The organism is Blautia marasmi (assembly GCF_900258535.1).
Lineage (GTDB): Bacteria > Bacillota > Clostridia > Lachnospirales > Lachnospiraceae > Blautia > Blautia hominis.
The window spans coordinates 2,521,173-2,534,999 of the sequence record NZ_OIWX01000001.1 but is presented as its reverse complement, the minus strand read 5'-3'; the positions used below and the strand labels follow the sequence as shown (position 1 = coordinate 2,534,999).

At 45.7% G+C, this 13,827-nt stretch carries 12 protein-coding genes; 2 read left to right on the top strand and 10 right to left on the bottom strand.

What is annotated here, in order from left to right; all coding sequences use genetic code 11:
- Positions 1-17 precede the first annotated feature (17 nt).
- The 8 genes from C6P39_RS10960 to C6P39_RS10925 all read right to left on the bottom strand — a co-directional run bounded on the left by C6P39_RS10960 (position 18) and on the right by C6P39_RS10925 (position 8,033).
- Positions 18-1,316, bottom strand: a complete 1,299-nt coding sequence (locus C6P39_RS10960) for an ABC transporter substrate-binding protein (RefSeq protein WP_104803808.1) — start codon at positions 1,314-1,316, stop codon at positions 18-20.
- A gap of 173 nt (positions 1,317-1,489) precedes the next feature.
- Positions 1,490-2,077, bottom strand: coding sequence for a DNA-3-methyladenine glycosylase I (locus C6P39_RS10955; RefSeq protein WP_104803807.1), 588 nt, complete (start codon positions 2,075-2,077; stop codon positions 1,490-1,492).
- A 220-nt stretch (positions 2,078-2,297) separates the two neighbouring features.
- Positions 2,298-3,257, bottom strand: a complete 960-nt coding sequence (locus C6P39_RS10950) for a zf-HC2 domain-containing protein (RefSeq protein ID WP_104803806.1) — start codon at positions 3,255-3,257, stop codon at positions 2,298-2,300.
- Positions 3,258-3,261: 4 nt separating this feature from the next.
- Complete coding sequence (locus C6P39_RS10945) at positions 3,262-3,738, bottom strand: RNA polymerase sigma factor (protein WP_104803805.1); 477 nt, start codon at positions 3,736-3,738, stop codon at positions 3,262-3,264.
- A 179-nt stretch (positions 3,739-3,917) separates the two neighbouring features.
- Positions 3,918-4,304, bottom strand: a complete 387-nt coding sequence (locus tag C6P39_RS10940; protein ID WP_104803804.1) for a hypothetical protein — start codon at positions 4,302-4,304, stop codon at positions 3,918-3,920.
- Between the two features lie 22 nt (positions 4,305-4,326).
- A complete protein-coding gene (locus C6P39_RS10935; RefSeq protein ID WP_104803803.1) occupies positions 4,327-5,055 on the bottom strand; it encodes a CPBP family intramembrane glutamic endopeptidase in 729 nt (242 codons plus the stop codon).
- A gap of 163 nt (positions 5,056-5,218) precedes the next feature.
- Positions 5,219-7,291, bottom strand: coding sequence for an FtsX-like permease family protein (locus C6P39_RS10930; protein ID WP_104803802.1), 2,073 nt, complete (start codon positions 7,289-7,291; stop codon positions 5,219-5,221).
- On the bottom strand, positions 7,278-8,033 hold the full coding sequence (locus tag C6P39_RS10925; RefSeq protein WP_095174947.1) for an ABC transporter ATP-binding protein: 756 nt from the start codon (positions 8,031-8,033) through the stop codon (positions 7,278-7,280). The genes C6P39_RS10930 and C6P39_RS10925 overlap by 14 nt, the downstream gene beginning before the upstream one ends.
- Positions 8,034-8,284: 251 nt before the next feature.
- Between C6P39_RS10925 and C6P39_RS10920 the strand changes: the two genes are divergently transcribed.
- Positions 8,285-8,989, top strand: a complete 705-nt coding sequence (locus C6P39_RS10920) for a LytR/AlgR family response regulator transcription factor (protein WP_104803801.1) — start codon at positions 8,285-8,287, stop codon at positions 8,987-8,989.
- Between the two features lie 158 nt (positions 8,990-9,147).
- Positions 9,148-10,440 (top strand): ATP-binding protein, encoded by a 1,293-nt coding sequence (locus C6P39_RS10915; protein ID WP_104803800.1) that lies wholly within the window; start codon positions 9,148-9,150, stop codon positions 10,438-10,440.
- A 93-nt stretch (positions 10,441-10,533) separates the two neighbouring features.
- Here the strand turns inward: C6P39_RS10915 and C6P39_RS10910 are convergent, their stop codons facing one another.
- Positions 10,534-13,056 (bottom strand): ABC transporter permease, encoded by a 2,523-nt coding sequence (locus C6P39_RS10910; RefSeq protein ID WP_104803799.1) that lies wholly within the window; start codon positions 13,054-13,056, stop codon positions 10,534-10,536.
- The gene (locus C6P39_RS10905; protein ID WP_242987013.1) at positions 13,053-13,802 is read right to left on the bottom strand and encodes an ABC transporter ATP-binding protein; all 750 of its coding nucleotides are present in this window, start codon (positions 13,800-13,802) and stop codon (positions 13,053-13,055) included. The genes C6P39_RS10910 and C6P39_RS10905 overlap by 4 nt, the downstream gene beginning before the upstream one ends.
- Positions 13,803-13,827 lie beyond the last annotated feature (25 nt).

Here is a 13,827-nt window from a genome sequence, read left to right as displayed (position 1 = left end):
GAGATTTCCCCCTCGCCTTATTTGCATTTTAGGCGCTCCTGTCTCAGCGCCTCCATCTTCTCCAGGCATTCCTCTGCTGTCTCCTGCTCCCCGGCATCCATATATTCCAGGATACAGGAGGCATCCATCTGGGAGAACCCACGAATCCGCAGCCATGCGGTGGAATCCCGGTAATGCCGTTCGATCAGGCGTTCTGCCTCAGGGTACTGGGGTGTAGAAATACTTGCCACCTGGTTTTTAAACACAGGAGCTGTATATATGCCTTCAAATACAGCATTATAATTATAAGGGTCTGCCAGAAATGTGATAAAATCCAGCGCAGCATCCAGCCGTTCACTGTTCTTATTTACTATAAAGAGGCCAAGGTTTGGACCCTCAAAGGTACCCTCCTCAGGCACCCCCACAAAAGCAGGCATGATTCCGAATCCGGAGGCATCCCCTGTGAAATCTGTATACAGCCAGGTATCCCAGCACAACATCATGGCATATTTCCCGCTGTTCATAGCCTCATCCATACCGCCCCAGTCATCACTCCGGTAAGTCTCTCCAAAATATCCCTTTTCAGCCATGGTTTTATACCACTCTGCAACCTCCTTCATCTGCGGCAGACTGTCATATCCCAGGCTGCCCTGATTGAGTCCGTTCAGAACGTCCGCGTCCTCCACCAGGTAATCCATAGGAAACTGGTACAGAAGCATGGAAATCTCTTTTCCCGGCAGGTACAGCGGAGTGATCCCATGTTGAAGGAGGGTTTCGCAGACCTGCATAAACTCTTCCTGGGTCTCCGGGATATCCAAATGGTATTTCTCAAAGATTTCTTTATTGTATAAGGTGCCCGATACGGACGCCTCCCAGTGAGGGAGTCCGATCACCCTGCCGTTATAAACCGTCTGGTTTATGGAAGTGTCCGTCAGGTCATCCACCCAGACAGCATCCGTAAAATCGTAAAAATTTTCATCGGGATGAAAGGCCTCAATATTGGTCCCTCCGTAACTCAGCAGGATATCGGGCTTTTCAATTTCCCCGGCCACGCTTGACAGTACCTGTTGTTCAAACTCCTCCTTTGGAATCTGTACGATCTCCAGTTCATTGCCGGTGAACTCCCTGTAGCGGTCAAAGGCCTTAGTGAGATAAGTGCGCTCCATCTCCGGGTAGATTCCCCAGATGACCAGCTTTTCACCGCTTATGTCTCCCCACTCATACTGCGGCTTGTCAAAGGCTGCCTCCGCCTTCGTGTCAGTCTGCTGATCCCCACCGCATCCGGACAAAACTATGGCAGAACATAGGGCTGCCAGAACCATTTTTTTTATTTTCATTTACCTGTTCACCCCGCTCCTGCACTGCATTAAAACCTGAATTCATTTTAACATTTATAGGGGCAAATGTCGATACAAGTCTCCGGAAGGACAAAAAAACAGACCCACGGGAAGATGTTCCATCCGTCCGGCAATACTTATCATGGGCCGTCTGTAAACAAGGTCCCGCACACTTAGTCTTTATATGCTACCGGGTACTTGTCACATATTTCACGGTATAAAAAGCATCCTTCCCTATGGTCATTTATCATCCCGCAGGCCTGCAGATGAGAATATACGGTGATGGAGCCCAGGTATTTAAATCCCCTTTTCTTTAAGTCTGCACTCACCGCATCGGACAATTCATTTTTAGCCACCCATTCGCTCTGGTGGCTTCTGTATACAAAGGTCTTCCCCTCTGTCCAGGACCATAGATATGTATCGAAGCTGCCGAATTCTTCAATGATCTGCAGAAACCGGTTGGCATTGTTGATGACTGCCTGGATCTTCCGGATGGAACGGATCATTCCCTGTGTGTCCATGATCTCCTGGATCTTGTTGTCATCATACACGGCTATTTTCCTATAGTCAAAGTTGTCAAAACACTGGCGGAATATGTGCCGCTTTTTCAGCATCATATTCCAGTTCAGTCCGCACTGCATGACCTCCATCATAAGGAACTCAAACTGTTTTCTGTCATCATGAAGGGGGATTCCCCACTCCTCGTCGTGATATTTTTGTAAAATCCCGTTATCCTCACACCAAGTACATCTCTCACCCATACGTTCTCCTTCTCTACCTCCTATTGGTTTATACCGGATTCCTTTGGAATAATGTCCTTTCCGCATCGATAGTATACAGTAGTATTGTATCACATTTGCATGGTTTTGACGTGATATTTTGCAGAAATTGACTGGTTCTCCATCCGGTCAGAAGCGTAACTTTACATGTACAGAAAAATATCACCGGTAATTTCTCCTCCGGTGATATTCTCCCTGCCCGCTACTGATCACTTGCTTCTGCCAGTTCTTTTATGGAAATTTCCTCTGTGGTATCCCTGTATTTCACCGTGATCACTTCCTGCCCGGTCAGTTCCACTTCCTCCCCGTCTGCACCCAGTATGGTATTGCGGTCCAGGAATGTATAACCGCAGGATACCCCCCTGTTTTCCGGCAGATTTCCTGTCTCGTCATAGTGTTCTATGATCTCAATATCATAATCCCCCTTCTTCTCTGCTGTCAGGGTAAGTCCCTGAAGTTTTGGCTGAAACTCCATGGCAACAATACCATTGTCCGCTTTTTTGTAAGTCATCTCCACATCCTTGGATGATGCCAGTTTCTCCCCGCAGGCCTCCTCTGCCAGCTCTTTCAGGCTGAGCTCTTCCGTCTTATCTCCATACTGTATCTTCAGAACATCCTCATTTGAAATCTGCTCTTTCTTTCCCTCCGGTGTAAGCACTGTCTCCTCATCCACAAAGGTATAGCCGCAGTAAGCGTTTCTGTGGATTGGTTTATTTAAAGGGTTCACTCTGGCGGCCCTGACTGTTATCACGTTTTGGTCCCCCGGTTCCGTCTCGGCGTACAGACGAATATTTTTATCTTTTGGAGCAAAGCTGATCGTCACTATTTTTCCAATGTATTCCTTTGAAAGCTTTACATCCCCGGCCTTCACATTCCAGCTCTTACCATAGTAATAGGTGATACCTCCAAAGACAAGGGCACAGATAAGGATTGTCAGCCCCACTGCTTTCCAGAGGAACTTTTTCACCTTTTTAAACGGCTTTATGGCTCTCTTATTTGCCTGGATAACATCCGGTTTCTGCACTTCCTGCTTCATCTCATCCATGTATTCCCTGCACTCCCTGCAGCCCTTCAAATGCTCCTCAATCGCTCTGTCACTCTCCCTGCTGGTCAGCCCGTCCACATAACTGGGAAGTAAATCCCTGATAATCTCACACTTCATAGTCTTACCTTCCTTTCACAATTTTCTGCTTTGCCCTGTAAAAAGTCACACGCGCCCAGTTTTCATTTTTACCGAATATCTCTCCTATTTCCTGAAAAGAAAAAGCACCCGTTATCCGCAGAAGGACCACTTCCTTTGCAGTCTCCTCCAGTATATGCACCTTTTTAAACACGTCCATTTTCTCTTCCCTGATACAGAGTTCATCCTCCGGCCCGGCCTTGTCGGAAACCATACTTTCCTCCAGCATGGATGTTCCCTTTCTCTTTCTCTTGTCCAGCTCCCGGTACCACAGGTGTTTTGCGATCTGACAGAGCCAGGTAGACACCTTACAGGTCCCGTCGTATTTATGAGCTGACTTCACTGCCTGGTAAAAAGTCTCCTGGGTCAGCTCCTCCGCTGTACACGCCTCGCCGCACAGGGTCATCAGAAAACGGAATATGGAATCTGCGTATTCCCTGTAAATGACATCCATGTCTAACATCTTTTCCTCACCTCTCTTTACTCATATATCCGGGAAATGGAGATTTCGTTACAGAAAATGTGAAATTTTTTCTTTTTTGATTATATCATATTTTGAGGACGTAAAAAGCACCTTGTATCTTTTGATACAAAGTGCTCAGACTGTAGACAAACTACTTTTTTTAATCTACTAATACGAATTTACTTGATATATGCTTCTACAGAAATTGAATCCTTATCAGAGAGAACTTTAAGACGTCCCCAGTCATAAAGCAACATGTTCTCTTCATCTGTCCCCGTAGAAGTGGACTTATAATGTGCTATCAACTCATTATAATCACCTTCATTTGTATCATTAAAAATAACACTAAAATAAGCATCATAATCGTTCTCTTCCGATGAAGTCCCCTTTGTATAGAAGGCATTACCTATAGTACCAACTGATTTCTCCAAAATATCGGGGATTTCATCTTTTTTAATATTGGGAAATGTATCACTCATAGTGTCATTTCCTTGACAGGCCGTAAAACTAAGTGCCATAACAATGAAAAGTAGGAATGTAATAATATGTTTCGTAGTGAGTTTCATTAAAGGATTCTCCTTCTTAGTTTCACATTATACTTAGTAAAAACGAGACAGATGTAACTACATTTGATATAATATGCGCCAGTATTGAAAATCTAATATTTTTCTTTTTTTCCACCCAATAGTATAAAGGTATCATCATCAGAACTCGACTAATAAAATACCACGGTGAATAAAAATGATAAACAGAAAATAATACCGCACTTACTACTGCTGCCTTTATAGGTGATAAATTTATACGTGGTAAGAGATATCCGCGAAAATATAACTCTTCAAATATAGGAGCAATAAATCCATTTGCGATTATACCCAATAAGCCTGTCAGGATCAGCTTATCTTCTGAAAACGTAGTAATATCATAACTACCCATTATATATTCTGTTGGCACAAAAGAAAAAATATTATCCTGTATCATTAATTCTAATGGTTCCATTAATGCACTCACCAAAAGTGCCCAAGCTGCCATGATCAAAGCAAATACAACGTATTCTTTTACAGCTGCCTTCTCAAGATAAGGGAACAGTGTTTTTATATTGTAAGTCCCCGTTTTTCTCTTAGTAACATACAGTAAAATTCCCAGTTCTACCGGCACCAGCCCTATAATAACCGTAATATACATTGCTGTATCATTAGGAAATCCATTTTTAGTTACTAGGGGTACGATCATGATATAAATTAGTATTATTACAACACCCGGAAAAAGATGCAAGAATACTGAATTTGTCATTGTATGTTTCTCTAACTTGATATTCACATTTTTCTCCTGAAGTTCCGATTTTCTTAATTATATCAGAATTAAAATGGAATATAAAGCACAAAGTGCTCCTCACCTTATATAAAGGATGAATAAAGCCTTATCTTCTGCTGCATTTTCCTCCGCCCAATCAGCGGAATGTATTCTAATAGAATTCCCACTATCATAATACAATCCTCTCCATCCTCCGCAGTGACACCCTGTACATCACATACATAAACACCCCTACGCCCAGGATCAGCCCCAGTTCCATTACAAATAACCGCAGCTCAGCGGCATCCAGATGCATGTCATTGAAATAGATCAGCAGCATAGAAAACACCAGCACAATAACACTCCCCGCAGCTGTCGGGTAGGTAAAAATCCTCCGCAGTTGTCTGCGTATGACTCTTTCTATATAGGTTCTGTCGGCTCCCAGTCTGCCAAGGTCACTAAAGAGCTGCCGGTTGTCCATTGCGATGGTCACACTCCTCACATAGGTCATGACCCCAACAGCAGCCAGTGAAATAACAGCAATGTACACACTCAGAAGCACAAAGACTGCCACCATCTGCATGGCATCCGCCTTAACCAGCACTTTGAAAAAAGGTGCGTATTTCCAGTCTTCCATAAGGTCAGGATTATCTTCAGAAAGCCCGGCCTCCCCGCTGTAAAAATATTCGGTGCCCTGCTCCAAGGCACGCTCCTCCTCATACGCGTCATACAATGCAAAATGGTCAGACAATTCCCCTGCATGGGCAATATACTCTCTTTTCAGTTCCCTGGCAAAATCATATGTGTCGTATACATTCTTCACCCGGAAGAAAACCAGATTTTCCCTGTCCGGTCCTGCTGCTGCACCTGCAAAACTCTGATAATCCTCATCGGAAAGGATAAAGGTAAAAGGATCACTGGTTTCCGTCAGGTTGTCGAATTCTTCCGTTCCCTTATATGACAGCTCCCTGTTCTCCACCGTCAGCAGGCAGTCAGGCTTCACCCATATGGAAGGATGATAACCGCTGGGGACAATGGTTTTATACTCCCCTGTCTTCACTTCCGTCTTACGCCCCGCGATCCTGGAAAAATCAGAGGCAGATACAAAAGAAACCAGCTTCCTGGAATTCAGATCCACATATTTTCCGCCGTCCGTCAAATCCCGCTTCTTATAATCCACCAGCAGCACAACTGCCTCTGCCTCCTCATAGTCCTCTATATCCACCTGATACTTTTGGGCCAGCTCAAATATGTCATCTCTTGTGATCTGCTCCTCCCGGGATGGGTAATGCATGGAATAATCATATGGCGCCCCTTCTCCCCCGGCATAAGCGGAGCGGTAATACATGGCTCCCCAGAAAGCCGACAAAAGGAACACAAAAACCAGCAGTGTGATCACACACATATTTTTCGTGGTCTGCCTGGCTGTAAAACGCATCAGGTTCGCTGACACAATATTTTTATAATACTTTTTGGGATTTTTCCCCCTGCTTGTGCGCCCCACTGCACTCAGCATAAAAAGATAAAGTCCAACAGCGCTAATACCATAGGTAATATTCCAAAAAGACGGCATGACAAAGAGAAATACTCTCATGCAGACTGCGGGTACTGCCATAGCCAGCACAAGCCCTATAAGTATGAGAGCGATTCCGACTTTTCCTGTCCATGGCTTTACCTCCCTTACCATCTCTGTCTTCCTCTGTTCATTTAATATATCTATGATATTGACCCGGCGGATAAAGCGCATCCCCAGTAAAAAGATACAGAGTATCAGGAAAATCGCAAATACTATACCAACCGCCAGTCCTGCCATACCTATCCGGTATTTCATCCCGGTTGAAGTGATGATAAGTGCCTCAAACCCTTTCCATATCAGGTAAGAGACCGGCACAGCCAGCACGATCCCCCCGGCTGCGTATCTTATGACAACAATTCCCACCTCCCAGGCAAGACACTTTCCGAGTTTTCTTTTTTGCTCCCCCAGAGCCAATAACACACCTATTTCCCTGCTTTTGTGCCGGAAAAATAAATTTGCTCCATAGAAAGTAAAAACCGTACATCCTAAAAACGTGACCCCCATCATAAGCCATGACAGCTTTCTTGTATCTCCTCCCTGTGGCAGCAATTCCTGTACCGTGGGAGAAAAATACATAAGTGTAAAGGAAGTCACCAGCAGCACGGAAAGAAACATACATATGCCTAAAAGAGTGTACTGGTCCTTATTTTTACGCCGCAGCTTTCCCATAATCTTATTCATTGTCATTGGAATCCCCTCCCAGTATCCGGATCGTGTTCAAAAGCTCATCCATAAATAGTCTTCTGTCTCCCTTGTTCTCTAAGATCCCATTGATCCGGCCATCCTTCAGGACTACCACCCGGTCGCAGAAGGAGGCCGCGTAGCTGTCATGTGTCACCATAAATATGGTGGCCTGCATGGTATCCCTGGCCTTCAGAAATGCCTCGATCACCGCCCTGCAGGATTTGCTGTCCAGGTTTCCCGTAGGCTCATCCGCCAGTATCACCAGAGGATGGTTCATAAGTGCCCTTGCCACTGCAGTCCGCTGTTTTTCGCCCCCGGATATCTCAGCAGGATACTTCTGCATGATCTTATCAATCCCGAATATGCGGCAGATATTTTCCGCCTTGGATTCCATCTGGGCAATAGGCCGCTCATCAATGATCTGGGGAAGACAGATATTCTCAAACACCGTCAATCCGTCCAGCAGCATAAAATCCTGGAACACAAAACCCATCTTCCTGTTTCTAACCTTTGCCAGGTCATTCTCATTGAGTGCGGAGATATCCTCCCCGCCCAGCAGAACTGCCCCCTCGTCAAAGGGAATAAACCTGGAAATGCAATTCAGCAGGGTGGTCTTTCCGCTCCCGGAAGGCCCCATGACAGCCACGAATTCCCCCTTTTCCACATCTAATGATATATCCCTGAGCACCGGATATACCTGGTCCCCGGTTCTGTAACTCTTTGATAAATGTCCTACCTGCAGCATAATATTCTCCTTTCGCTGATAAAAACTGTAACTTTTCAGTGTCTCCACCGTTACGGGAAAAACCCGCCGTATATTTATACTCTAAATGGTAATACAAAAGAGAAAGGACCGCATTGGGGTTCTTGTAAAGTTTGACATTGATTTTGTAAAGTTCGCAGAAAGAATCGACAACCATCCCAACTTCCTGTAAAATGCAGATAGACAGAACTAGTACTACACCGCAGGAAAGGATTGAAAAGGAGTGGAGCAGCATGGTTAAAATAGGGATCTGTGATGATGAACCGCAGATGAGAAAACCCCTTTCTCAAACATTGGAACAGGTTTTACAGCTACAGGGCATAGAATATCAGATAGCGGAATATGCATCCGGAGAGGAACTCACCGCAGGGATCTCCTGTCTGGACACGGACATCCTATTTTTAGATATAGAAATGAGAAATCTGGACGGAATAGAGACAGCAAAACTGCTGCGTAAAAAGGGCATGAAAGGCATTATCATATTTGTGACTGCACACCCTGACTTCGTTTTCCAGGGCTATGAAGTCCATGCTTTTCATTATATTCTGAAGCCATACAGAGAGGAAAAAATAGCCGAGGTCATGAGCCAGGCTTTGGCGGAACTGGAGTTGTCAAAAGAACAGTTTTTTGTTATAGAGCAGAAGGCAAAAACCATCCGCCTCCCCCTCAGGCAGACCCTTGCCTTCCAAAGTGACCGGAGAAAGGTCCTAGCTCTTGTGGATGGTGAGACCATTGATTTTTATGGTAAGATCGATGATGTCATCCGGGAACTGCCCTCCTATTTTATAAGGATCCATAACCGGTGCATTGTAAATCTCAACTATGTGACAACACTGGAAAAGGACAGATGCATAATGGGAAAATACGCTTTTCCGATCAGTAGGACGTTCCGCCAGGAATTGGAAATAGCCTTTGCCCGTGCCATGCTGAAGCATTAGATAACGGAGGGTAACTATTCAGTAGGTCTGCGCATTCACTGCGCCGACCGCAAGAAAGTGTACCACGGCCAAGCAAAAATCCCATCGCCAAGGGCGATTCGACATGAGTTTTTGCCTGTAACTGTAAGGGTACTGAACAGTTAAAACGGAGGAAATAAATGGACAGTCAACTTATGATAGAAAACGCAGTGCGTATCATCAATATGGTTCAATATATTATTATGTCTGTATTCTTCTGCAGAATGCTCTGCTGTTTCCTGCCGAAAAAAGAAGGATATCTTATGGATATACTTATCTTTATATCCGGTGTTTTCATTCCCAGTATGGTCATTGACCCTAATGATATGTTCAATGTGACCCTGGCTTTCATCTGGATGCTGTTGTTGATGCTGTTATGTTTTAAAGGCTCTGTGATCTCCAAACTTTCTGTGACAGCAGTCATTTATCCCCTGATCATTGCCCTGAATCTTCTCATATCGGAATTCTCATTGAGACTCTGGCTTGCAGGCGGAAAAAGCTTTCTTCTGGATATGGCTGTCAGCATAGCCGATGGCCTTATCCATATTCTTTTCTGGTACTTTATTTACAGGACCTTTGTCAGCAAAGTCCGCCAGGCCAGCAGACTGTACAGTCAGAACACTTGGATCCTGCTGGGGATCATCTGCCTTGCCTCCCTTGTCAGCATTACGGTGTGCACCTATTACACCCCTGAGGAGACATACAAAATATGGCCCTGTGCCGTAGCCTGCATGGTGACCAATATCGGCAGCCTCTATCTGGCTGAATACTTTGTAAACACGATCCGGCATGAGATGGAGCAGAACAGCTTAAAGCTCCAGCGTGTTTATTATGAAGAACTGGAAAGAAACCAGGCAGAGATACGCAGGTTCCGCCACGATATGAACCATCATCTTCTGATAATAAGGGATTTATTTGACCAGGGTGATAAGGAAGCCGCCCATGCATACTTTCAGGAATTAGAATCCCAGATCGCTCCTCAAAACCGGTGCTTCTGTAAAAACAGTGTGCTGAACGCCGTGTTAAATTCCAAATACAACAAGGCAGCGGACAGCAGCATTGACTGCTTTTTCCGCATAGACCTGCCTGAGGTCACAGCCATTGACCAGGTAAGCCTGTGTTCCATATTTGCCAATACCCTGGACAACGCCATTGAAGCCTGCCTGAAAATACCGGAACCGGAAAAACGAAAGATCTCTCTAAAAGCCAGAATTGCAGAAAACGGATTTTTCAGTTATGAGATTAAAAATGCAAAAATAAACGCAGTCACAGTAGAAAAGGGAAAATATGTTTCAGATAAAAAGAACCGATCAGAACACGGCGTGGGCCTCACCAGCCTGCAAAGGACTGTCGAAAAATATAACGGAACCCTTCGTATCTCTTACGACGAAACGTCATTTACGGTAGTCATACTGATTGGAAATTCCCTGTAACGGCAGAAGGCTGCAGAGCATTGCCCTGCAGCCTTCAAATTTTAAATAACGGACCTTCCGGCAGCACATTCTGCTCTGACAGGCCCATACACTTCACTGCTCTCCATCTGCCCGCAGTCTCTCGATCACGCTGTCCTTCTGCGTCATCTGATAAATAACAGGAGGCACAACCACGCACACCGCAATGATAGCTGCAAATAAAATGAGATTGTAGAGAACCGGCAGGGAATATTCTATATCATATACTGTCACACTCTGAAAGACCAGATAGCTCAGAGGCAGTCCTGCCACCAGGGACAGCAGGATAGACAGCCCCCCGTAACCAAGCCCCTCCCGGACCAGGACTTTTTTTATCTGTCCTGACGTCATCCCAAGGCTTTCCAGGGTGGCAAACTCCTTTGCCCGGTTCTGAACACCTGCTGCCATCATGTTGATATAATTCAAAATAGAAAGCACCGCCAGAATGATACCCAGTCCACCGCCCAGGAATTTCACCTGCTGCTCAGATAATTTCATCTCCTGGTACCTGACTAATTTGGATCGAAATGATATCTGCGTCTCTCCCCGGAAGACTTTTTTTACTGCTTTCTCCGTATCTTTGGAATACGGCTCCTCATAATCCACTTGCACCAGTTCGGTATAAAGCTTATCCCCCATTAACTTTTCTGCAAAGGCATTACTCACCAGAATATCCGGCGTGTAACCCCCTGAAAACTCGGCGGGATTCAGGCTGCTATCCCCCACTGCCGCAATTGTCACCTGATACTCTTTTTGAGGATCGGAACTGTCAGGAAGGGCAAACCGTATCTTTTTTCCCACCGCTTCCTCCGCAGACGCCCAAAATACAAGTGCCACTGCAGTCTCACCTTTCTCAAATGCGTCCCGGTCCAGAATCCCGCCCAGCTCATGGTTTACTTTCCGAAACTCTTCCGGGCTGATTCCGATCATACGCATACCGAATATGTTGTTAAATGCCTCTGCATCCTTTTTATAGCCCTCCATATCATCCTCATAATTTCCCGGAGAGTACCGGGACTCGTAGAGCCGTTTATAATATTCACCGAATGCCTCCTCCTGATAAGGAACGGAAGTCTCTGCGGATGTCACCGGCCTGACTTCCTTCACGCCCTTTACAGTACGGAGTTCCTCCACTTTCTCATCCGTGATAAGGGGAAGATTTTCGTTCAGTGTGGTCTGATTCTTGACCTGGAAATCACATTCACTGGTCTGATCCAGAATATTTTTGGCATCATTTCCTCTCACAACTGCATTTACACACACAAATACGGTCAGAGCCACAAAGAAAGAGCCTAATATCACAACCGCCTGTTTCTTATCCCGAAACATATTTCTGCGTGCCATATCTTTCAAACCGCTGACCCGCTCCTTTTCCCTACACTTTCCCTCTGTCAGCCCAATGTATCGGACAGCCTCTACCGGTGAACATTCCCCGGTAATAACAGCGGGCTTCCGGCACCCGGCCAGCACCGTGGCAGAAGCAAACACTGCGGCTCCGATATAAATGATCGGATACACGGTCACAATCTTTTCATTCACCAGTGAGGGGTCCATCAGCCTAAGCGCCATAGGCACTACCCCGGCGGAGACCACTGCCCCCAGCAGCAGACCTAAAGGTATGCCAATACAGGAATTCCAAAATGCCTGCAGATAGACCAGCCTTTTCAACTGTACAGAGGTCATTCCCAACGTTTTAAGCTGTCCATAATATCGGATATCCTTAGAGACAGAAATATACAGCGTGTTATAGACAAAAAGGCCGCCGCTGATCAAGATCATAATTAACAGCCCGCCAAGCCCTGCCGTCACCTTTATGAAATTTGCAAGGATCTGATCATCTGCCATAAGCACCTGAGGCTTCTGCAGATTTAGAGGCTTCTGTATGTCCATTATATCCTTTTTAGAATACAGAGGGTTCTTCAGGGTGATCTTCAAAGCGCCCTGGGTAAAGCCTGTAGGCTCTGCCCCCGTTGTATCAAAGAATGCCTCGGACACATAGCCATATTGGTTGCCTGAGTAGTCTCTGTAATAGCCGCTAAGCCTAAATGTCTTATTGATATTCTCCTGTTGTCCATCTTCTTCATCGGAATTCAGCGCATAATATGTCAGCGGCAGTTCCATTCCAATCTCCGGCTCCCTGATTCCCATATTTTTAAGAGCCTCTGTTGACAGTACCAGCTCATTTTCCTCCTCAGGGTAGTTCCCCTTAAAAAACTCATAGGCAGGAATACATTGTTTCTCCCAGCAGATTTGGTCCACCCAATAAAATCTCATCTTTTCTAAAGCCTTACCCTTGTATTCCTCCGCAATACCGCACTTCACAACAAGTCCTGCATACTTTACGGCATCCATGTCCCTGACCTTTTCCACCTGGTCTTCCCTGGGTTCTGTCAGCTCTATATCGTAATCCATCCCATTCATCCGAACCGAACGTTCTGAGATCCCGTTCCAGTAACTGATACCGATACCAAATACTGCAGTTATCAAAAACGTTGTGAGGACCACCGCAAAGACAGTGAGGGCATTCCGCTTTTTGTTGGCCTTATATGTGGTTTTAGCCACTGATGTGATGACACTTCGGCTGTTCACCTTTATCATATGGCATCACCTCCGCTGACTTTATCATCTGCACAGACTTCTCCGCCTCCGCTGACTTTATCACCTGCACAGACTTCTCCGCCTCCACAGATCCTTCCATCCTCCAGGCGGATGATCCGGCCCGCCATCTGGGCGATTTCCTCATTGTGAGTAATCATCACCACGGTCTGTCCCAACTGTTCACTGGACACTTTGATCAGACCCAGCACATCCTGGCTGGTGCTGCTGTCCAGATTGCCCGTGGGTTCATCGGCCAGGATAATAGCAGGCTTTGCCGCCAGCGCCCTGGCAAGGGCCACCCTCTGCTGCTGCCCGCCGGAGAGCTGACTGGGCATGGCGAACTTCTTTTCCGTAAGACCCAGCATCTCCAGAATATCCTCCACAAATTTTTTATCCGGTTTTACGCCGTCAAGCTGAATGGGAAGAATCATATTTTCATATACATTCATAAGTGGAAGCAGATTATAATTCTGAAACACAAACCCAATCTTCCTGCGTCTGAAAATAGTCAGTTCATCCTTTGTCATATTAGATATATCCCTGCCGTCCACGATCACCTTCCCTGATGTGGGCACATCCAGGCCTCCAAGCATATGTAGCAGCGTAGATTTTCCGCTTCCCGACCTGCCCACAATAGCAGCAAATTCACCCTTCTCCACTTTAAGGCTGATCCCATTCAGTGCCCTGACCGTGGAATCCCCCAGCCGGTAATATTTTCTCAAATCTTCTGTAATCAGTATTGCCATATGAAAAGTCCTCCTCTTTCTCAAT

Excerpts from the sequence above, each read along its gene's own strand:
- C6P39_RS10915 (WP_104803800.1), top strand. The coding sequence starts at position 9,148 with ATGGACAGTCAACTTATGATAGAAAACGCAGTGCGTATCATCAATATG.
- C6P39_RS10930 (WP_104803802.1), bottom strand. The coding sequence starts at position 7,291 with ATGACAATGAATAAGATTATGGGAAAGCTGCGGCGTAAAAATAAGGAC.
- C6P39_RS10950 (WP_104803806.1), bottom strand. The coding sequence starts at position 3,257 with ATGAAGTGTGAGATTATCAGGGATTTACTTCCCAGTTATGTGGACGGG.
- C6P39_RS10920 (WP_104803801.1), top strand. The coding sequence starts at position 8,285 with ATGGTTAAAATAGGGATCTGTGATGATGAACCGCAGATGAGAAAACCC.
- C6P39_RS10925 (WP_095174947.1), bottom strand. The coding sequence starts at position 8,033 with ATGCTGCAGGTAGGACATTTATCAAAGAGTTACAGAACCGGGGACCAG.
- C6P39_RS10960 (WP_104803808.1), bottom strand. The coding sequence starts at position 1,316 with ATGAAAATAAAAAAAATGGTTCTGGCAGCCCTATGTTCTGCCATAGTT.
- C6P39_RS10905 (WP_242987013.1), bottom strand. The coding sequence starts at position 13,802 with ATGGCAATACTGATTACAGAAGATTTGAGAAAATATTACCGGCTGGGG.
- C6P39_RS10955 (WP_104803807.1), bottom strand. The coding sequence starts at position 2,077 with ATGGGTGAGAGATGTACTTGGTGTGAGGATAACGGGATTTTACAAAAA.
- C6P39_RS10945 (WP_104803805.1), bottom strand. The coding sequence starts at position 3,738 with ATGTTAGACATGGATGTCATTTACAGGGAATACGCAGATTCCATATTC.
- C6P39_RS10940 (WP_104803804.1), bottom strand. The coding sequence starts at position 4,304 with ATGAAACTCACTACGAAACATATTATTACATTCCTACTTTTCATTGTT.
- C6P39_RS10910 (WP_104803799.1), bottom strand. The coding sequence starts at position 13,056 with ATGATAAAGGTGAACAGCCGAAGTGTCATCACATCAGTGGCTAAAACC.